This window comes from Nocardia sp. NPDC052566 (assembly GCF_044547285.1).
Lineage (GTDB): Bacteria > Actinomycetota > Actinomycetes > Mycobacteriales > Mycobacteriaceae > Nocardia.
In genome coordinates, this window is sequence record NZ_JBIUAF010000005.1 from 381,369 (window position 1) to 401,305 (window position 19,937).

Below are 19,937 nucleotides of genomic sequence, written 5' to 3' on the forward strand. Positions count from 1 at the left end.
AGTTCGAGGCCGGGTCGCGACGACCCGGCCTCGAGTTGTTTCAGTCCCGCAACGTGATCGACAGGCTCGGTTTGGCGGCCTTGGGGGAGGGGTCCGTGCGGTCCCACATGATGTCGATCATCGGCGCGAGCAGGAGTTCGCCGAGCTGGCGGACCAGGACCGAGACGATCTGGTTGGACTCGGGGCGGGTGCTGGAGGCCAGGCCCGCCTCGCGGAGGCCGGAGATCTCGCGACGGGTCAGCGAGATCAGGGCGTCGAGCAGGCTGAGGCGCGCTTCGGCGGGCTCGAGCAGGGCGCGGCGGACATAGTTCACCACGGCGGGGTTGTCCTGCAACATCTTTCGCACCGCGGTATCGCGAGCGGCGGCGACCGTGCCTGCGGTGCCGGTGGCAGGAACCGAGGCGACCGCGGTGGCGAAGTAGTCGACGACGAGCTGGTCGACGGCGTCGCGTAGCCCGGCCTTGGTCTTGAAATGGTGCTGAACCAGCCCGAGGGTGACGCCCGCCTCGGCCGCGACCGCGCGTAGAGATACCCGATCCGCGCCGTGCTGCGCGAATAAATCCATGGCGGCGTTGCGGATTCGCGCTTTCGCGGTCAGGTCGTCGTTGGTGGCGCGCGGGTTCAGCATCGGTCCTCACATGTCGGTTGAGCGGTGATTCTACGTGCTGTAGTGCGAGCTGCCCCTCATGCATCGCCGCCGATACACCCGTATCTCCCGCTGTCAGGTCTAGATACTTCTTTACGTTACGACAGACCTGTGTACTATACAGTTGTATTGTGAGCGTGAATGGAGGTCGCGACGATGCACCCCCTCGCCGGAGTCGAGGTTGTCTCGCTGGCGGTGAACCTGCCCGGCCCGTTGGCGGCCGCGCGGCTGGCCGAGCTGGGCGCGCACGTGGTCAAGGTGGAGCCGCCGAACGGTGATCCGCTCGCCGCCGCCGCGCCCGAGTGGTATCGCGCGCTGATCGAACGGCAGGAAGTCCTCGCTCTGGACGTGAAGCAGGCGGCGGACCGGGCGACGCTCGACGAGTTGCTCGCCACGGCGGATCTGCTGATCACCTCCATGCGCCCGACCGCACTCGCCCGGCTGGGGCTGGCGCGACCGCAGGAACGTCTTCCTCGGCTTTCGCTGATCGAAATCGTCGGGCACGCGGACGATCCCGAAGTTCCGGGCCATGATCTGAACTATCAGGCGGTGCACCGCACCCTGACCCCGCCGCAGCTGCCGACGGTGCCGATCGCCGACATGCTCGGCGCCGAACGCGCCGTTTCCGCGGCACTCGCCGCGCTGGTGCGGCGCGCGGAAACCGGTGTGGGCGAGTGCTATCGGGTGCCGCTGGAGGAGGCCGCCGCCCGCGCAGGAGATGCCGTCCGCTATCGGCTGACGGGTCCCGGCGCGGTGCTGGGCGGCGCGTTCCCCGGCTACGCGATCTACGAGTGCGCGGACGGCCACGTCGCCTTGGGTGCGGTGGAACCGCACTTCTTCCTGCGCACACTCGAACTCTTCGGCGCCGATGGCAGCCACGAGAGCCTGCGGACCGCGTTCGCGGACAAGACCATTGCCGAACTCGAGGCTATCGCGGCCGCGAACGACATACCCCTCAACGGAATTCGAACTCCCACCCCGATCGGAAAGTAGGCCCGCGATGTCCGAACTGTTCCCCGAGTACCGCGCGAGTTGGGAGACCGACGAGCACCGCGAACTGCGCAGGCACGTACGGGAGTTCCTGCGCAAGGAGAGCGTGCCGAACCAGGAGCGCTGGGCGGCGCAGCACATGGTCGACCGGGAATTCTGGAACAAGATGGGTGACGCCGGGTTGCTCGGTCTCGACCTGCCCGAGGAATACGGCGGCGCCGGAGGGAATTTCGGCCACGCCGCGGTCGTGATGGAGGAGATCGCCCTCGCGCACGACACCGCCTCGGGTGGATGGGCGGTGCATGCGCCGATCGTCTCGCACTACATCAATGCCTATGCCGCGGCGGATCTGAAGCGGCGCTGGCTGCCGAAGCTGATCAGTGGCGAGATGGTGTGCGCGATCGCGATGACCGAGCCGGGGACCGGATCGGATCTGCAGAATGTGCGCACCACCGCGATCAGGGAGGGCGACGAGTACGTCATCAACGGTTCGAAGACGTTCATCTCCAACGGCACGCATTGCGATCTGCTGATCATCGTGGCCAAGACCGACCCGGCGCAGGGAGCGGCCGGTGTCTCGCTCATCGTCGCCGAAACCGGTGACGACCTCGTGGGCTTCGAGCGTGGCCGGGTGCTGGAGAAGATCGGTCAGCACGGGCAGGACACCCGCGAGCTGTTCTTCAGCGATATGCGCGTGCCCGCCGCCAATCTGCTCGGCGAGCAAGAGGGCCTCGGCTTCTATCAGCTGATGGAACAGCTGGCCCGCGAGCGCCTCATCCTCGCTTCCGCCTGCGCGGGGATCGCGGAAGCCGCGGTGCTGGAAGCGATCCAGTACACCAAGGCGCGAGAGGCTTTCGGGCGTCCACTGATCAAATTCCAGAACACCAAATTCGAACTGGCGGAATGCAAGACCGAGACGCTCGCGATCAAGACCTTGGTCGACTACGCCATCCAGCGCTACCTCGACGGCACCTGTGATCCGGCGACGGCGTCGAGCGCGAAGCTGTTCGCCGCGGACAAGTCCTGCGAGATCGTCGACCGCTGCCTGCAATTGTTCGGCGGCTACGGCTACATGCTGGAGTACCCGATCGCCCGCGCGTACGCGGCGGCTCGCGTGAACCGCATCTACGGCGGCACCAGCGAAATCATGAAAGAAATCATCTCCAGGTCGCTGTAGCGAGGAGCCACGACATGACCACTGAGGCATATATTTTCGAGGCGATCCGGACGCCGCGCGGTAAGGGCAAGAAGACCGGCGCACTGCATACGGTCAAGCCGATCGACCTGGTCGTCGGCCTGATCGATGAACTGCGGCAACGGTTCCCGGATCTGGATGAGGACCGGATCTCGGATCTCCTCCTGGGGGTGGTGACTCCGGTCGGCGATCAGGGCATGGATATCGCCCGCACCGCGGTCAACGTCGCGGGTCTGCCGGACACCGTGGGCGGGGTACAGCTCAATCGGTTCTGCGGTTCGGGACTGGAGGCAGTGAACATGGCCGCCAAAGCGGTGCGGTCCGGCTTCGACGAGCTGGTGCTCGCCGGCGGGGTCGAGTCGATGTCGCGTGTCGCGATGGGCAGCGACGGCGGCGCGATGGCCATGGATCCGGCCACCGCCTACGACAACTACTTCGTTCCGCAGGGCGTGGCGTGCGACCTGCTCGCCACCCTCGAGGGGTTCACTCGCGACGACGTGGACGCCTACGCGGTGCGTTCGCAGCAGCGAGCGGCGGTGGCCTGGTCAGGCGGGTACTTCGCCAAATCCGTTGTGCCGGTCGAGGACCGGACGGGATTGACCATTCTGGACCACGACGAGCACATGCGGCCCGGAACCAGCGTGGCCGACCTGGGCAAGCTCGCGCCCGCTTTCGCCGGGATCGGCGAATTCGGCGGGTTCGACGCGGTCGCGCTGCAGAAGTACCACCACGTGGAGCGGATCGACCACGTGCACACCGGCGGCAACAGCTCCGGCATCGTGGACGGCGCGGCACTGGTGCTGGTCGGCAGCAGGGAGGCGGGGGAGGCGTCGAATCTCCGCCCACGCGCCCGTGTCGTCGCCACGGCCACCAGCGGCGCGGATCCGGTGCTGATGTTCGACGGGCCGATCCCGGCCGTGACCAAAGCGCTCGCCCTTGCCGGGCTGACCGCCGCCGACATCGATGTGTTCGAGATGAACGAGGCGTTCGCGGCGGTGGCACTGAAGGTGCAGCGGCACTTCGGGATTCCCGAGGAGAAGTACAACGTCAACGGCGGGGCGATCGCCATGGGGCATCCACTGGGAGCGACCGGAGCCATGCTGCTCGGCACCGTGGTCGACGAGCTGGAACGCCGCGGTGGGCGCTACGGCCTGATCACGCTGTGCGTCGCCGGGGGTATGGGCGTCGCGACCGTTGTCGAGCGGGTCTGAACCGCACCGGATTTCATCACAGGAGTAGCACTGATTATGAGCGAGAACATCATTCGCTGGGAGCGCGACGGTGACGGCATCGTGCTGCTCACCATCGACAACCCGCACGGCAGCGCCAACACCTTCGACGAGAACTTCCGTGCCTCACTGAAGGCCGCGGTCGACCGGCTCGAGGCCGAGCGTGACGAGATCGCGGGGGCCGTGATCACCTCGGCCAAGAAGACTTTCGTCGCCGGGGCCAACCTGGAGGAGCTGCGGTCCGTCGGCCCCGAGGACGCACAGCGGTTGTTCGACATGCTGACCGACGTCAAGAACGACCTGCGCCGCCTGGAGCGGCTGGGTAAGCCGGTGGTCGCGGCCGTCAACGGCGCCGCGCTCGGCGGCGGCCTGGAGCTGGCGCTGGCCTGCCACCACCGTATCGCCGCCGAGGTGCCCGGCAGCCAGATCGGTTTGCCCGAGGTGCAATTGGGTGTGCTCCCGGGGGCAGGCGGTGTCAATCGCACGGTGCGGATGCTGGGGCTCCAGAACGCGCTGATGGGGGTGTTGCTCCAAGGGCAGCGCCTGCGGCCCGCCAAGGCGAAGGAGCTCGGCCTGGTCGACGAAATCGTCGGCAGCATCGAGGATTTGGTGCCCGCCGCGAAATCCTGGATCATGGCGAACCCTGAGAGCTGCGTGCAGCCATGGGACAAGAAGGGATTCAAGATTCCCGGCGGTTCTCCATCGTCGCCCGCGTTGGCTCAGACGCTGCCCGCCTTCCCGGCCAACCTGCGTAAACAGCTCAAAGGTCAGAACATGCCCGCGCCGCGGGCGATCATGGCCGCCGCCGTCGAGGGCGCGCAGGTCGATTTCGATGCCGCTCAGCTGATCGAAACCCGCTATCTGGTCGAGCTCTTGACCGGTCCGGTCGCCGGGAACATGATCCAGGCGTTCTTCTTCGACCTGCAGACCATCAACAACGGTGGGTCGCGGCCGAAGGATATCCCCCGGCGCGAGATCACGAAGGTCGGCGTTCTCGGTGCGGGCATGATGGGCGCGGGCATCGCCTACGTGACCGCCAAGGCGGGCATCGACGTTGTGCTGAAAGATGTTTCGCTCGAGGCCGCACAACGCGGCAAAGAATACTCCGCGCGGCTCGAAGCCAGGGCGCTCGCGAAGGGCCGTACCAGCGAGGAGAAATCGAAGGCGCTGCTGGACCGCATCACCCCGGCCGCGGACCCGGCGGACCTCGCCGGGGTGGACTTCGTCATCGAAGCCGTCTACGAGAACCCGGAACTCAAGCACAAGGTATTTCAGGAGATCCAGGACATCGTCACACCCGACGCGGTCCTCGGCTCCAACACCTCCACCCTGCCGATCACCGAGCTGGCCACCGACGTCGAGCGGCAAGCCGATTTCATCGGCATCCACTTCTTCTCACCGGTCGACAAGATGATGCTTGTCGAAATCATCCGAGGCGAACGGACCAGCGACGAAACACTGGCCCGCACCTTCGATTACGTGCTCGCCATCAAGAAGACGCCGATCGTCGTCAACGACAGCCGTGGCTTCTTCACCTCGCGCATCTTCGGCTCCTTCATCCAGGAGGCCGTGCTGATGCTGGAGGAGGGCATCGAACCACAGACCATCGAGCAGGCAGGTCTGCAGGCCGGATACCCCGCCGCGCCACTGCAATTGATCGACGAGCTGAACTTCGAGACGGTCCACAAGGTCGAGAAAGAGACGGCGGCGGCCCTCACGGCCGACGGAGGGGCGGTCGGCGTCCCGCTGGCCGCCTCGCTGCGCGTGCTCGGCGCGATGCTCACCGAACACGGCAGATCGGGCAAGCTCGGCGGCGCGGGCTTCTACGAGTATGCCGACGGCGCACGGACCGGACTTTGGCCCGCGTTGCGCGACATCTACAGCACCACAACGGAACTGAAGGTCCCACTCCAGGATCTGATCGACCGTTTCCTGTTCGCGCAAGCGCTCGAGGCGCGGCGCGTACTCGACGAGGGCGTACTGGCCTCCACCGCCGACGCGAACATCGGCTCCATCTTCGCCATCGGCTACCCGGCATGGACCGGCGGCGTGCACCAATTCGTCACGGGGTATCCGGGCGGGCGCGCAGCGTTCCTGTCCCGTGCGGACGCACTCGCCGACCGCTACGGCGACCGCTTCCGGGCGCCCGACAGCCTGCGTGCGGAGTAGTGGCGCAATGAATCCCGAAACCCTGTGTGCAGCCTTCCAGCACACTGCCGCCGTGAACGCGGATCGGGTCGCGCTGCGCACCGTCGGCGATGGGGTGACGATCACCTGGCGCCGCTATGCCGACCGCGTTCGCGCCCTCGCCGCCGGGCTCGCCCATCTCGGCGTCGGCGCCGGTGACACCGTCGCGCTGATGCTGACCAACCGGCCGGAGTTCCATCTCTGCGATACCGCGGTGCTGCACACCGGCGCGACGCCGTTCTCGCTCTACAACACCAATCCGCCGGACATCCTCGGTTACCAGTTCGAGAACGCGGATGCGAAAGTCGTGATCTGCGAACGGCAGTTCCTGCCCGCGGTGCGCGCGGGCGTCGAGCGTGGTGGCGCGGTCGAGCACATCGTCTGCGTCGACACCGAACCGGGGGTGCTGAGCCTTGCCGATGTAGAAGGGACTCCCGCACCGGATTTCGACTTCGAGGCGCGGTGGCGGGCGGTTCGTCCCGACGATGTGCTCACGATCGTCTACACCTCGGGCACCACCGGCATGCCCAAGGGCGTCGAGATCACCCACGCCAACCTGCTGGCTAGTGCGATACTTATCGAGGAGAACCTCGAACTGGGCGCCGACGACGGCTTGGTGTCCTATCTGCCGGACGCGCACATGGCCAACCGCTGGGTGTCGCACTACACCTCGCTCGTCACCGGCGCGCGGATCACCGACGTCGACGACTACCAACACATCATCACGGCGCTCACCGAGGTGCGGCCGTCGTTGTTCCTCGGCGTGCCGCGCATCTGGATCAAGATGAAGGCGGGGCTGGAGGCGAAGTTCGCCGCCGAATCCCCGGTCGAGCGGGCGTTGCTGCGTTGGGCGAGCGCGGCCGGACAACGCGTGGCGCGCGCGGAAACGCAAGGGCGGCAACCCTCTCTGGTGGACCGGGTGCGGCGGACGGCCGCCGAGCCGATTCTCGGGAAGATCCGGCGCGAGCTGGGCGTGGACAATATGAAGATCGCGGTGTCGTCGACCGCGCCGATCCCGGCCGAGGTGCTCGAATTCGCTGTCGGGCTGGGGATTCCGGTCTGCGAGGCATGGGGGCTGACCGAGGGGACCTGCGGGCTCACCATCAACCCACCGGACCGCATCCGCATCGGCACGGTCGGAATACCGGTGCCCGGCGCGGAAATCCGGCTCGCCGAGGACGGTGAGATCCTCGCTCGCGGACCGATGATCATGCGCGGCTACCGCAAGGCCGCCGACAAGACGGCCGAGGCGATCGACGCCGACGGCTGGCTACACACGGGCGACATCGGCGAAATCGACACGGCGGGCTACCTGACGATCGTCGATCGCAAGAAGGAACTGATCATCAACGCAGCGGGCAAGAACATGTCCCCGTCGAATATCGAGAACGCGATCACCGCACACACACCACTGGTCGGCCCCGTGGTGGTCATCGGCGACGGCCGCCAGTTCAATACGGCACTGATCACCCTGGAACCGGAGGCGATCGCCGATTTCGCACGTCGGCAAGGACTTTCCGGATCCGCGGTGGAGCTGGCAGCGAATGCGCTCGTGCGCGAGGCGATTCGATCGGGCATCGATTCGGCCAACGCGACGCTGTCGCGAGTAGAGCAGATCAAGAAGTTCACGATCCTGCCCGACATTTGGGAGCCTGGCGGCGACTACCTCACTCCCACTTCGAAATTGAAGCGCAAGCCGATCGCCGCGGGATACGCCGAGCGGATCGCCGCCATGTACGACGACTTGCCGTGATCCAACACGCAAAGGAGCCGCCCGCGGTCCGGTCACGCGCCGAGACGTCGGCTGGCTGACACCACGATTCGGTCCTGGCCGGATCGGAGGACGACATACACGTCACGCCGCGGTAATTCCGTTGTGCCGCAGCGTCGACGGGAGGTTTCATATCGACATGGCCGGTATGCGGATCACGGTATGTCTCCCTTCGCGCGAGGCCACGCGCGTGGAAGCGGCGGTCGCGGCGGCGATGGCGCCGTTCGAGATGGACTTCGCGCGTGGCGAAGAGCTGGACATCTGGGATACCTGGCGGGTGGCGTACGTCGCGCTTGCGCTGGAACATGCGCTGCCTCGGCGCAATGTTCTGTCGCTGGCGGGCTGGTGGTGTGAGGACGGCGGGCCGGGGATCCACGGGATGTGCCACAGCCTCGCCGACTGCCCGCACGAGCCGGACCTACCCGCGGGCTATGACCACATCGCCGACTACCTGGCGGCCCTGCCGGGTGACACGTTGCTGGTCAACGTTCGCTGCCACGTCTGAACGAGGTGCCTGGCGGGTTGTCGAAGAGTGCGGTGAATCGTGCGGGGGTCAGTCGGCGTAATGGTTCGCGGTTCATGCCATAGCGTCGGAACAAGGCGAACAGGTCGAGGAATGCTTCGTCATCGACGGCGGTCCCGACGACCGACCACCCTGCTCAGGGGTGAGCCAGTAGAGCTGGCCACGGAACGAAAGATCGCCCTCGAAGAACATGACGACATTCTGCCTGGACGCGCGGGCTCACACCTGGACGAGTAATTCCGGACCGCTTCAGTTATCGGACTCCGGCAGGGCGAATACATCGCCACGCAGGCAGTTCCCGCGGGGGTCGCGGTGCAGTGGTTGGGGTTCGTCGAGGACGAGTTGTGCTTGCCATCCGCCGAGGCTCAAACCATCGATTTCCCGGGCGGCGAGGCGGGTTTCGATCTCGTCGCCGAGTAGCTGGTCGTACTCGAGGATTGTGAAGACGGCATCCGCAGCGCAGGTAACGGCGGCTTCCGCGTCCTCGGATGTGCTGTCGGGGTGTAGGTGGAGGTAGGCGCGACGAGCGACGTCGAGAAGCCGGCCCGCATCGGTCACGCGGAAGTCCCGCCGGTACCGCAGCGAGATATTCATCCCGTCGGCCAGAGGATCGTTTCCGATGATGCCCCCGTTGTCGTGCACACCGCCACAATAGGCCGCCGATTCTCACCAGCCCCCTGTTTTCGCAACTGGGTAGGGGATCTGGTGGCAGCGCTACCGCTAGCGGTAGCTTGCGTGCTGGTCGGATTGCGCCAGATCCCGGTGCGACTGTGTCGGATTCCGGCGTGTGGCTGTCGGTTCGGCGACAGGGGTGGTGCGCCGCCGCAGGCTCGTCACCATGACGCAAGATATTCACGCCTTCCACCACACCGGCATTCTCACTCGTGATCTCGATGGGCTCGAGCGCACTTACCGCGCGTTCGGTTTCACGCTCAGCCCGCGGTCGCGGCATATGCTCGCCGCGCGGCCCGGCGAGCCGTTGCAGGCGAGTAGTACCGCTAATTTGTGTGCGTTGTTCGGTGGGTCATATATCGAGTTGCTCGGGATTGTCGACGAGTCGGCGCCGGATCCGTGGCATGCCAAGGCGATGGCGGATCAGTATGCGGGGTTTCGGATCTTGAATCTCGATACCGATGATGCCGATGCGGTGTCGCGGCGGCTCATCGCCGCAGGTCTGGGGGCGTCCGGTGTGCTCGATCTCGAGCGTGAGGTGGAGACCATCGAGGGGATCAGGACCATGCGGGCACAGTCGGTGCATATCGATCCGCGCACCACACCGGAGGGGTACATCGGTATTTCGCAGCATCTCACTCGCGAGTATGTCCATCAGCCGCGCTATCTCGATCATCCGAACGGCGCGCGCGGGATTTCCGCGGTATCGATGGTTACCGCCGATGCCGAGTTCCGCGGTGTGGCAGCGCGTTACGCTGAGATATTGCAGACGGAAGCCACTCCGGAAGGACCTTTCCTCATGCTCACCCATAAAGATATACGGCTGGAGATCATCCGCGCATCGGACGCGGCGACCGTATTCCCCGGTGAATCCGCACCCGCCCCGTCCTATCTCGCGACGATGACGATCGCGGTCGACGATCTCGCCGCCGCGCGCACGCTGATCGAGCGCACCGCCGAGACCCGGACGACCGCGCGCGGCTTCTTCGTCTCCGCGCGCGACGCGTACGGCGCCGGACTGCTCTTCGAGGAGGCGTGATGATCGTCGAAACCGGCACGGGCCGAGTCGAAGGCGTCGAGTTCAAGGGCGAGACGGGCGTACCGATCACCGCGTTCCGCGGCATCCCGTACGCGCGCGCGGAGCGATTCGCCGCGCCACAACCGGTGCCGCCGTGGCCGGAGGTACTCGCCGCCACCGCGCCGGGCCCGGCCGCGCCCCAACCACCGTCGCGCCTGGCGCACATCATGGGTTCCTTCGAGGTGCCGCAGGATGAACAGTGCCTGTCGCTCAATGTGTGGGCGCCCACCGGCACCGGTCATCCGGTGCTGGTGTTCCTGCACGGCGGTGGATTCTCCAGCGGCTCAGGCGGTCTCCCGTGGTACGACGGTGCCGAACTGGCCGCGTATGGCGAACTCGTCGTTGTCACGGTGAATTACCGTCTCGGCGTGCTCGGCTACCTCCGGCTGCCCGGCGTGAGCGACGGCAATATGGGCCTGCTCGACCAGGTTTCGGCGCTGCGCTGGGTCCGCGACAATATCGAAGCGTTCGGCGGCGATCCGACCGCGATCACTATTTCGGCCGATTCCGCCGGCGCGCTGTCGCTGCTGGCGATGCTGTCGGGGCAGTCCGCCGACGGGCTGTTCCAGCAGGCGATTCTGCAGAGCACTCCCGCGGGGATGCCTCCGGACGGTCCGGACAGGGCCGCCGCGGCGGGCGCGATGCTGTTGCGCGAGTTGGGGATCGAGCCCGGTGACGCCGCGCGGCTCACCGATGTCCCGGTCGCCGAACTGCTCACCGCGCAGGTGAACGTGGCCAGGCAGAGCCTGCCCGAGTTGCCGTTCCAGTTGGTGGCTGCCCCGGGGCTCGTCGCCGAGGATCTCGTCGCCGAGGTCGGTGCACGCGGTGCGGATGGCGTGCGAATCCTGTTGGGCACCAACAAGGATGAGGGGGCCGCCTACTTCCCGGACGACAGGTCCACGGCCGAGGCGGCCACCGGGCAGATGTTCGTCGAACCGGAACAGCGTCTGACGGCGCTGCTCACCGAATACGATGCGGCACCGTGGCTTTACCGGTTCGACTGGTCACCGGAGGGCAGTCCGTTCGGCGCATGCCACACCATCTCCCTGCCGTTCGTTTTCGGCAATGCCGCGGCATGGCGGGATGCGCCGATGCTCATGGGTGTCCAACCGTCCGAGCTGGTGGACGAGGTCCGCGGCGCGTGGATCGCTTTCGCCCGCAACGGCGACCCCGGCTGGGCCCGCGGCAGTTGCCGTCACTTCACCGGATCAGTAGAAAGAGGATGATGCCGACTGCCTCCGATGTGCGTACCGCCGCGGCGACCGATGTGCCGCGGCTCGCACGGACACTGGCCCTCGCCTTCCATGACGACCCGGTGATGTCATGGCTGCTGCCCGATCCGGTCAAGCGCGCGAAAGGTCTGCCGCGCTTCTTTGCGGCGCAGACCCGCCACCACCATCTCGCGGGCGGCGGCGTCGTGATCGCGGCCGACGCGGCGGGCACGATAGGCGGTGCGGCGCTGTGGGATCCGCCGGGATACTGGCGGCCGTCGCAACGGTCCGAGCTGTGCATGCTGCCCGCCTTCCTGCGCGCGTTCGGTACCCGGTTGCTGGTGGGTAAGAGCGTCGGTGACACCATGGCGGCCAACCATCTGCCGGAACCGCACTGGTATCTCGCGGTGATCGGCACCGATCCCGGGGTGCGCGGCACGGGCTACGGCCAGGCGCTGATGCGTTCGCGGTTGGAAATCTGTGATGCGCAACAGATTCCGGCCTATTTGGAATCCAGCAACCCGGATAATCTGCCGTACTACGAGCGGTGGGGTTTCACGGTGACCAAGGAGATCATCCTGCCGAACGGTGGCCCGCCGGTGTGGGCGATGCGGCGGTCGCCGGGGCGTCCCGTTTGACGATGCGGGTGATCGGCGCGGTGTCGACGCGCTGCACCCCCGGCAGTGCGCCGACGCGGTCGGCGACGTAGTCGAATACCGCGTCGGCGTCGCGGCAGACCACGATCGCGAACAGGTTGTGCGGTCCGGTCGTCGCGCCGACGAACGCCGCCTCCGCATCGTCGGCGAGCGTGCGGGCCACCTCGGCGAGCCTGCCCGGCGCGACGGCCAGCCACAACATGCATTGAAACGAATAGCCGAGCAGCGCCGCATCGATCTCGACATCGAAGTGGACCAGCCGCGACCGGCGCAGTTCGTCGAGCCTGCGCCGCACAGCGGATTCCGACCACCCGATCGCGGCCGCGAGCTGCGGATAGGCGGCGCGGCCGTCGGCGGCGAGCCGTGGGAGCAATTGCCGGTCCAGGTCGGTCAGCGTGACCGACTCGGCGGCTTCCGATAGCGGGCTGCGCAGTGCCGCAACCTGTTCCGGGGTCAGCGCCGAGGTGCGGCCGAGCCAGCGGCGGCCCATCAGATGGCGCAGCAGCCGATGCGCCTCGACCTCGATGACCTGTGGGTGGCGGGCCAGCATCGCCAGCGGGGCCGGGCTCTGCGCGTCGGTGCGGAAGGTGCAGGCGATTTCGGCGCCGCTGGACAGTACGGTCACCCACGCGGTGTCCTGGCGCCGGGCCAGCGATGCGGCGATCGGCTCGGCGCTGTCGGGTCGCACCCGCAGCCGGACCACCCATTCGGCGTGCCCGAGCTTGCGGCTGTCGGCGACACCGGTCACCCGGACGACTCCGGCGGCCCGCAAACGCGAAAACCGCCGGGCCACGGTGCGATCGGAGACGCCTAGCACCGCACCGATCCGGCTGAACGCGGCGCGGCCGTCCACTTGGAGTGCGTGCAGCAGCGCCAGATCGATCGGATCCAAGTCGGCTCGCCACACCGGCTCAGGATACGGGAATCGGCCAGTCGCGCACTCTCGTGCACTTCGCTGGTTTTCGGCGAGCAACGTCTTCTAACGTCCCATTGGCGAGGTTCCGGGCGACATTCGAATGTCGACGAAAGGGTGGCGATGAGGGCGAGGCCTACCGCGATCGGGTATCTGCGGCGCGATGTCTCGGGGGTCCAGCAAGTGTGGGATGAAACGCAAATCCGTAGCCTGGCAGGCAGGCTCGGCTATGACCTGGCGAAAACCGTGGTATTCGGCCCGGAAACCGATCATCCGGCCGGGCGGCTACGGAATGTCATCGAGCAGATGGAGGTGGAGGCGGTGATCACGCCGAGCCTGGCGCATCTCGGCGGAACCCCGGAACCGGTCGTGCGGATGTGCGACGTGATCACGGTGTCCCCGGAGAACACCTATGCGAGGTGGGTGGTGCCCGCGAAGGGACAATAGCGAACGCTCAGCGACTTTCCAGCACCGCCATGGCGGCGTTGTGGCCGGGGATGCCACTCACGCCGCCACCGCGGATCGCGCCCGCACCGCACAGCAGGACGTTGCGGCGGCTGGTCGCGACGCCCCAGCGGGCCGCGGGCGTGTCGTCGTCGGTCGTCCGGTACGGGAAGGCCAGATCTCGGTGGAAGATGTGGCCGCCCGGCAGGCCGACCTCCTGTTCCAGATCGAGCGGTGATTTCGCCTCGAGACACGGGCGGCCCTGCTCGTCCATGGCGAGGCAGTCGTCGATCGGTTCGGCGAGCACCGAATCCAGTTGGGCGAGGGTGGCTTTCACCAGTGCCGCCTTGGCCGCTGCCGGATCGTCGGCGAAAAGCCGTGCGGGCGTGTGCAGCCCGAACAGGGTCAGGGTGTGCATGCCGCGTGCGGCCGTGTCCGGCGCCAGGATGGTCGGGTCGGTCAGCGTGTGGCAGTAGATCTCCGACGGTGGCGCGGCAGGCAGCTGCCCGGCCTCGGCTTCGCGATAGGCCTCGGCCAGCTGGGAATACGACTCGGCGATATGGAAGGTGCCCGCGAAGGCGTCGTGCCGGTCGGTGGCGGCGTCACGCAGGCGCGGCAGGCGGCGCAGCACCATATTCACTTTGAGCTGCGCGCCTTCGGGTTTCGGCTGTTCCGGATCGCCGAGCAGGCGATCGAGTTCGTGGGGCGCGGCATTGACCAGCACGTGCCGCGCGGCGACCGCGCCGCCCTCGAAGCGCACCTCCGCGCTCATTCCGTCGGTGTCGATCGCGGTCACCTCGCAGTCGGTGACCAGCAGCGCCCCCGCGGCGCGGGCGGTGGCGGCCAATGCGTCGGTGAGCGCGCCCATTCCGCCGATCGGCACATCCCAGTCACCGGTGCCGCCGCCGATCACGTGGTAGAGGAAGCAGCGGTTCTGGCGCAGCGACGGATCGTGCGCGTGGGTGAAGGTGCCGATCAGCGCGTCGGTGAGGACGACGCCGCGGACGGTGTCGTCGGCGAACGTCTCCTCGATCGTCTCGCCGAGCGGTCGCTCGAACAGTGCCGACCACGCGGCCTGGTCGTCGACGACGCGCTCCAGTTCGGCGCGTGTCGGCAGCGGGCGGGTCAGCGTCGGAAACACGTGCCGCGCAACCTCTCCCGTCATACCGTAGAACCGCTGCCAGGCCGCGAAATCCCGATCCGATCCGGTGAGCCGCGCGAAACTGTCCCTCGTCGCCGCCTCGGATCCGCTGTCGACGAGCAAGCCGCCGTCGCCGACCGGCGTATAGGAGGAGATCCGCCTGCGCTTGGTCGCGAAGCTCAGCCCGAGATCGTCGACGATCTGGCGCGGCAGCAGACTCACCAGATACGAATAGCGCGACAGCCGCGCATCGATCCCGGCGAACACCCGCGCCGACACCGCGGCGCCACCGGTATGCGACTGCCGCTCCAGCAGCAGCACCGACCGCCCGGCCCGCGCCAAATAGGCCGCGGCGACCAGACCGTTGTGACCGCCGCCGACGATCACCACATCGTAGGAGGACTGCATGCGTCCTCAGTACCACGAATCCGCGATCCACGGCGCGGTCCGCGCCGCGCCGTTAGCGTGTAAAAATGCATCCTTTCCGTCAAGCCGTCGAATCCCGCGATGCCGACGCCCTCGCGGCCCTGCTCGCCGACAACGTCGTCTTCACCAGCCCTGTCGCGTTCAAGCCGTACGAGGGCAAGGCCATCACCGCCGCGCTCCTGCGCGGTGTGCTGCGAGTGTTCGAGGACTTCCGCTACACCCGCGAGATCGCCAACCCCGACGGCCGCGACCACGCCTTCGTCTTCGAGGCGACGGTCGCGGGCAAACAGGTCAACGGCTGCGACTTCCTGCACTTCGACGACGACGGCAAGATCGACGACTTCGTCGTCATGGTCCGCCCCCTCTCCGCCGCCACCGCCCTCGCCGAAGCCATGGGCGCCCAGTTCCCCCAGATCCAACGCGAAGCCACCGAAGAGCTCACCGCCGCAACGGAATAGCCGCGTACTGGTCTCGGTGCCGCGCAGCGGTTGTCGCGAGAATTCGTGCGCGGCGGTGATTTCGGTGCGCGGCGCAGTGCGGAGGCAGCCGCGCCTCAGGTGGTGCGGCCGCCGATGCGGCGGGTGAGGTCGTCGGCGGTGGCGCGGACTTGCGCTGCCAGGCCGGACCAGTCGGCGTCGCAGGGGTCGGTGGCGCAGTGGTGGCGCATGGTGACGCTGATGGCGGCGATGGGGCGGTGGCCGAAGTCGAAGACCGCGTGGGCGACGGAGGCGAAGCCGGGGGTGACGTAGCCGTCTTCGCTGGCCCAGCCACGGCGGCGTTCGGTGGCGAGCATGGTGCGCAGCGTGGCCAGGGAGGAGGGGCCGCGGTCGGTGCGGCGGACGAAGGAGACGGCGCGGGGGTAGAGGGCGCGGACGTGGGCGGCGGGGAGGTAGGCCAGGATCGCGCGGCCGGAGGCGGTGAGGTGCGCGGGCAGGCGGACGCCGACGTCGGTGACCAGGGTTTCCGGGCGGGCCGGGCGCTCCTTGATGAGGTACAGCATTTCGTTGCCGTGCAGTACGCCGAGGTGGGCGTTGTGGCCGACCCGCTCGACCAGTTCGCGCAGCAGCGGACCGGCGAGTCGCTCGAGCGGGTCGTGGCGTAGGTAGGCCGAGCCGAGTTCGAATGCGGCGATGCCGAGGCCGTAGCGCCGCTCGGCGGGCAATCGGGTGACGAAACGGGCCTGCTCGAGTTCGGCGAGCAGGTGGTAGGTGGTGGAGCGCGGCAGGTTCAACTCGCGGGCGATGGCCGATGCGGACACCGGTCCCGGCTTGCCCGCGAGTAGTTGCAGCACGGACAGACCCCGCCGTAATGCCGGGACATCCGTGCTCGTGCCCATGGGTGTCTCCCTGCCCTGTCTTGGATATCAGACTGATTCCGGTGCAGCCTAATTCTTTCCTGGCTGTGGTGACGGTGGAATGGTGCACATGCCGGAAACTGCGCAGGATTCGATCGTTGAGCTGGATGGGCCGCTGACCAGGGCGGGTGTGGTCGCCGTCGCCCGCGAGGGCGCCAAGGTCCGGCTCAGCGAGGCCGCCGAGAAGCGCATCGCCTCGGCCCGCGAACACGTCGAGGCGCTGGCCGCCGGGCCGGTCGCGACCTATGGGGTGTCCACCGGCTTCGGCGCGCTGGCCACCCGCCACATCCCGCCGGAGAGCCGCGCGGCGCTGCAGCGGTCGCTGATCCGCTCGCATGCCGCGGGCGCGGGTCCGGCGGTGGAGCCGGAGGTGGTGCGCGCCCAGATGCTGCTGCGGCTGCGCACCCTGGCCACCGGGCACACCGGGATCAAGCCGCAGACCGCGGCGACGCTGGCGGCGATGATCAACGCGGGCATCACCCCGATCGTGCACGAGTACGGCTCGCTCGGCTGCTCCGGCGATCTGGCACCGCTGGCCGCCGTCGCGCTGGCGCTGATGGGGGAGGGCCAGGTCGTCGACGCATCGGGTGCGCTGGTCGACGCGGCAACGGCGTTGCGCGCCAACGACATCGAGCCGGTAGTGCTCGCCGAGAAGGAGGGGCTGGCGCTCACCAACGGCACCGACGGCATGCTCGGCATGCTCGTCCTCGCGCTCGATGATCTGCACCGGCTGCTCGACGTCGCCGATATCACCGCCGCGATGAGCGTCGAGGCGCTGCTCGGCACCGACCGGGTCTTCGCCGCCGACCTACAGGCATTGCGTCCGCATCCGGGCCAGGCGCGCGCGGCCGAGCGGATCGAGGCCGCGCTGGCCGATTCGGATATCGTGGCCAGTCACCGTGGGCCGGACTGCAATCGGGTGCAGGACGCGTACTCGCTGCGCTGCGCGCCGCAGGTACACGGCGCCGCCCGCGATACCGTCGCCTACGCCGAAACGGTCGCCGATCGCGAATTGGCTTCCGCCGTCGACAATCCGGTGGTGCTCGCCGACGGCAGGCTGGAATCCAACGGCAATTTCCACGGCGCCCCGGTGGCCTATGTGCTCGACTTCCTCGCCATCCCGATCGCCGACGTGGCGAGCATGGCCGAGCGGCGCACCGACCGGATGCTGGATACCGCACGCTCGCACGGCCTTCCGGCGTTCCTGGCCGCCGATCCCGGCGTCGATTCCGGGCACATGATCGCCCAGTACACCCAGGCCGCCGTGGTGAGCGAGCTCAAGCGGCTCGCCGTACCGGCCTCGGTGGATTCCATTCCGTCGAGCGCGATGCAGGAGGACCATGTCTCGATGGGCTGGTCCGGTGCGCGCAAGCTGCGCAAGGCAGTGGACGCGCTGACCACCGTGCTCGCCATCGAATACCTCACGGCCGCACGTGCGCTGGATATGCGCGCACCGCTGCGGCCCGGTCCGGCCACGGCTGCCGCCGTCGCACTGCTGCGCACGGTGGTCGACGGCCCCGGCCCCGACCGTCATCTGGCACCGGAGATCGCCGCCGCCGAGGAGCTCGTCCGATCGGGTGCGCTGCTGCGCGCGGTCGAGCCCCATCTCGGCGCCTGAGCGTCTCGAATCATTGTGGAACGAAAGGCATTCTGATGACCCGAACGGTGCGCGCGGCGCGCGGTACACAGCTCACGGCCAAGAACTGGCAGACCGAGGCCGCGCTGCGGATGCTGCACAACAACCTCGATCCCGAAGTGGCCGAGCGGCCACAGGATCTGGTGGTCTACGGCGGTACCGGTAAGGCCGCGCGGAACTGGGCCAGCTTCGACGCCATCACCCGTGGCCTGACCACGCTGGAGGCCGACGAGACGCTGCTGGTGCAGTCGGGCAAGCCGGTCGGTGTGTTCCGTACCCACGAGTGGGCGCCGCGCGTACTCATCGCCAATTCGAATCTGGTCGGCGATTGGGCGAATTGGCCGGAGTTCCGCAGGCTGGAATCGCTCGGCCTCACCATGTACGGCCAGATGACCGCCGGCTCGTGGATCTACATCGGCACCCAGGGCATCCTGCAGGGCACCTATGAGACCTTCGCGGCCATCGCCGACAAGCGCTTCGGCGGCAGCCTCGCCGGCACGCTGACGGTGACCGCCGGCCTCGGCGGCATGGGCGGCGCGCAGCCGCTCGCGGTCACCATGAACGGCGGTGTCGCGCTGGTGATCGAATGCGATCCGGCGCGGGCGCAGCGCCGGGTGCACGAACGCTACCTGGACGAGATCGCCACCGACTTCGACGATGCGGTGCGCCGGGTGAGCAAGGCGCGCACGGAGCGAAAGGCGCTGTCGGTCGGGCTGATCGGCAATGCCGCCGAGGTGCTGCCGCGGCTGCTCGCCGCGGGCGTCGAGGTCGACATCGTCACCGACCAGACCTCCGCGCACGATCCGCTCGCCTACCTGCCGCGCGGCGTCGAGCTGGACGACTGGGCGGATTACGCCGCCAAGAAGCCGGACGAATTCACCGAGCGGGCACGGGAATCCATGGCCGACCATGTCAACGGGATGCTCGGCTTCCTCGACGCGGGCGCCGAGGTGTTCGACTACGGCAATTCGCTGCGCGGTGAGGCCAAGCTCGGCGGCTGCGAACGCGCCTTCGATTTCCCGGGTTTCGTGCCCGCCTACATCCGCCCGCTGTTCTGTGAGGGCAAGGGCCCGTTCCGCTGGGCCGCGCTGTCCGGCGATCCGGCGGACATCGCCGCCACCGACCGCGCGATGCTCGAGCTGTTCCCGCAGAACGAATCCCTGCGCCGCTGGATCAGCCTGGCCGGGGAACGCGTTGCCTTCCAGGGACTTCCGGCGCGTATCTGCTGGCTCGGCTACGGCGAGCGGCATCTGGCCGGCCTGCGCTTCAACGAGATGGTGGCCAGCGGCGAGCTGAAGGCGCCGGTGGTGATCGGGCGTGATCACCTCGATTCCGGCAGCGTGGCCTCGCCGTACCGGGAGACCGAGTCGATGGCCGACGGCTCCGACGCCATCGCGGACTGGCCGCTGCTGAACGCGTTGGTGAACACCGCATCCGGCGCGAGCTGGGTGTCGATCCACCACGGCGGCGGTGTCGGCATGGGCCGCTCGATCCATGCCGGACAGGTGTGCGTCGCGGACGGCACCCTGCTGGCCGCGCAGAAGATCGAGCGGGTGCTCACCAACGATCCGGGGATGGGTGTGATCCGGCACGTGGACGCCGGTTACGATCGCGCCGCCGAGGTCGCGCACGAGCGCGGCGTCCGAATCCCCATGCAGGACAACCAGTGACGGGGACAGTGGCCGGGCGGCGCGCCGATGAGGGGCGAGCCACCCGGTCCACCTCCGGAACACCGCGGCCCGACTCGGCGTCGTCGCGGCCCGTCGGCCTGCCGTCCCGGCGAACAGTGGGACTCACGCGCGCCGGGGATCTCGGTGTGCGCGGGGATGACAGCGTGACGGCTCACGGCAGCGAGGGGCGGAATC

The 19,937-nt window shown here is 67.9% G+C and carries 18 protein-coding genes; 13 read left to right on the top strand and 5 right to left on the bottom strand.

Annotated elements, in window-relative coordinates:
* Positions 1–40: 40 nt before the first annotated feature.
* Positions 41–628: a TetR/AcrR family transcriptional regulator gene (locus tag ACIG5A_RS26655; protein ID WP_397244681.1), complete on the bottom strand. Its 588-nt coding sequence runs from the start codon at positions 626–628 to the stop codon at positions 41–43.
* Between the two features lie 174 nt (positions 629–802).
* Here ACIG5A_RS26655 and ACIG5A_RS26660 point away from each other — a divergent pair, with 174 nt between their 5' ends.
* From ACIG5A_RS26660 to ACIG5A_RS26685, 6 genes are all read left to right on the top strand, one after another.
* Entirely contained in the window at positions 803–1,639 is an 837-nt protein-coding gene (locus tag ACIG5A_RS26660; protein ID WP_397245912.1) for a CoA transferase, read from the top strand.
* A gap of 7 nt (positions 1,640–1,646) precedes the next feature.
* Positions 1,647–2,813 carry an acyl-CoA dehydrogenase family protein gene (locus tag ACIG5A_RS26665; protein ID WP_397244683.1) on the top strand — a complete coding sequence of 389 codons (1,167 nt, stop codon included), beginning with the start codon at positions 1,647–1,649 and terminating at the stop codon, positions 2,811–2,813.
* A gap of 14 nt (positions 2,814–2,827) precedes the next feature.
* A complete protein-coding gene (locus ACIG5A_RS26670) occupies positions 2,828–4,042 on the top strand; it encodes an acetyl-CoA C-acetyltransferase (RefSeq protein ID WP_397244685.1) in 1,215 nt (404 codons plus the stop codon).
* A 36-nt stretch (positions 4,043–4,078) separates the two neighbouring features.
* A complete protein-coding gene (locus ACIG5A_RS26675; protein WP_397244687.1) occupies positions 4,079–6,229 on the top strand; it encodes a 3-hydroxyacyl-CoA dehydrogenase NAD-binding domain-containing protein in 2,151 nt (716 codons plus the stop codon).
* Positions 6,230–6,236: 7 nt separating this feature from the next.
* A complete protein-coding gene (locus ACIG5A_RS26680; protein ID WP_397244689.1) occupies positions 6,237–8,000 on the top strand; it encodes an AMP-dependent synthetase/ligase in 1,764 nt (587 codons plus the stop codon).
* Between the two features lie 157 nt (positions 8,001–8,157).
* Complete coding sequence (locus tag ACIG5A_RS26685) at positions 8,158–8,523, top strand: hypothetical protein (protein WP_397244692.1); 366 nt, start codon at positions 8,158–8,160, stop codon at positions 8,521–8,523.
* A 267-nt stretch (positions 8,524–8,790) separates the two neighbouring features.
* Here the strand turns inward: ACIG5A_RS26685 and ACIG5A_RS26690 are convergent, their stop codons facing one another.
* Entirely contained in the window at positions 8,791–9,183 is a 393-nt protein-coding gene (locus tag ACIG5A_RS26690; RefSeq protein ID WP_397244694.1) for a hypothetical protein, read from the bottom strand.
* Between the two features lie 196 nt (positions 9,184–9,379).
* On the opposite strand from ACIG5A_RS26690, the gene ACIG5A_RS26695 reads away from it, so the two are divergent.
* The 3 genes from ACIG5A_RS26695 to ACIG5A_RS26705 are packed head-to-tail and all read left to right on the top strand — an operon-like array spanning position 9,380 to position 12,140.
* On the top strand, positions 9,380–10,252 hold the full coding sequence (locus ACIG5A_RS26695; protein WP_397244696.1) for a VOC family protein: 873 nt from the start codon (positions 9,380–9,382) through the stop codon (positions 10,250–10,252).
* Positions 10,252–11,517 carry a carboxylesterase family protein gene (locus tag ACIG5A_RS26700; RefSeq protein ID WP_397244698.1) on the top strand — a complete coding sequence of 422 codons (1,266 nt, stop codon included), beginning with the start codon at positions 10,252–10,254 and terminating at the stop codon, positions 11,515–11,517. Before ACIG5A_RS26695 ends, ACIG5A_RS26700 begins: the two co-directional genes overlap by 1 nt.
* A complete protein-coding gene (locus tag ACIG5A_RS26705) occupies positions 11,514–12,140 on the top strand; it encodes a GNAT family N-acetyltransferase (RefSeq protein ID WP_397244700.1) in 627 nt (208 codons plus the stop codon). Before ACIG5A_RS26700 ends, ACIG5A_RS26705 begins: the two co-directional genes overlap by 4 nt.
* Here the strand turns inward: ACIG5A_RS26705 and ACIG5A_RS26710 are convergent.
* Positions 12,076–13,065 carry an Lrp/AsnC family transcriptional regulator gene (locus ACIG5A_RS26710; protein ID WP_397244702.1) on the bottom strand — a complete coding sequence of 330 codons (990 nt, stop codon included), beginning with the start codon at positions 13,063–13,065 and terminating at the stop codon, positions 12,076–12,078. The genes ACIG5A_RS26705 and ACIG5A_RS26710 overlap by 65 nt on opposite strands.
* A 129-nt stretch (positions 13,066–13,194) precedes the next feature.
* Between ACIG5A_RS26710 and ACIG5A_RS26715 the strand changes: the two genes are divergently transcribed.
* Positions 13,195–13,518, top strand: coding sequence for a hypothetical protein (locus tag ACIG5A_RS26715; RefSeq protein ID WP_397244704.1), 324 nt, complete (start codon positions 13,195–13,197; stop codon positions 13,516–13,518).
* Between the two features lie 7 nt (positions 13,519–13,525).
* Here ACIG5A_RS26715 and ACIG5A_RS26720 read toward each other — a convergent pair whose 3' ends face one another.
* Positions 13,526–15,064, bottom strand: coding sequence for a phytoene desaturase family protein (locus tag ACIG5A_RS26720; RefSeq protein ID WP_397244706.1), 1,539 nt, complete (start codon positions 15,062–15,064; stop codon positions 13,526–13,528).
* 65 nt (positions 15,065–15,129) lie between these two features.
* Here ACIG5A_RS26720 and ACIG5A_RS26725 point away from each other — a divergent pair, with 65 nt between their 5' ends.
* Complete coding sequence (locus tag ACIG5A_RS26725; protein ID WP_397244708.1) at positions 15,130–15,540, top strand: nuclear transport factor 2 family protein; 411 nt, start codon at positions 15,130–15,132, stop codon at positions 15,538–15,540.
* Positions 15,541–15,635: 95 nt separating this feature from the next.
* On the opposite strand, the gene ACIG5A_RS26730 is transcribed toward ACIG5A_RS26725, so the two are convergent.
* Entirely contained in the window at positions 15,636–16,418 is a 783-nt protein-coding gene (locus ACIG5A_RS26730) for an IclR family transcriptional regulator (RefSeq protein WP_397244710.1), read from the bottom strand.
* Between the two features lie 88 nt (positions 16,419–16,506).
* Here ACIG5A_RS26730 and hutH point away from each other — a divergent pair, with 88 nt between their 5' ends.
* Positions 16,507–18,054: a histidine ammonia-lyase gene (gene hutH, locus ACIG5A_RS26735; protein WP_397244712.1), complete on the top strand. Its 1,548-nt coding sequence runs from the start codon at positions 16,507–16,509 to the stop codon at positions 18,052–18,054.
* 35 nt (positions 18,055–18,089) lie between these two features.
* Complete coding sequence (hutU, locus tag ACIG5A_RS26740; RefSeq protein WP_397244714.1) at positions 18,090–19,742, top strand: urocanate hydratase; 1,653 nt, start codon at positions 18,090–18,092, stop codon at positions 19,740–19,742.
* The last annotated feature ends 195 nt before the right edge of the window (positions 19,743–19,937 follow it).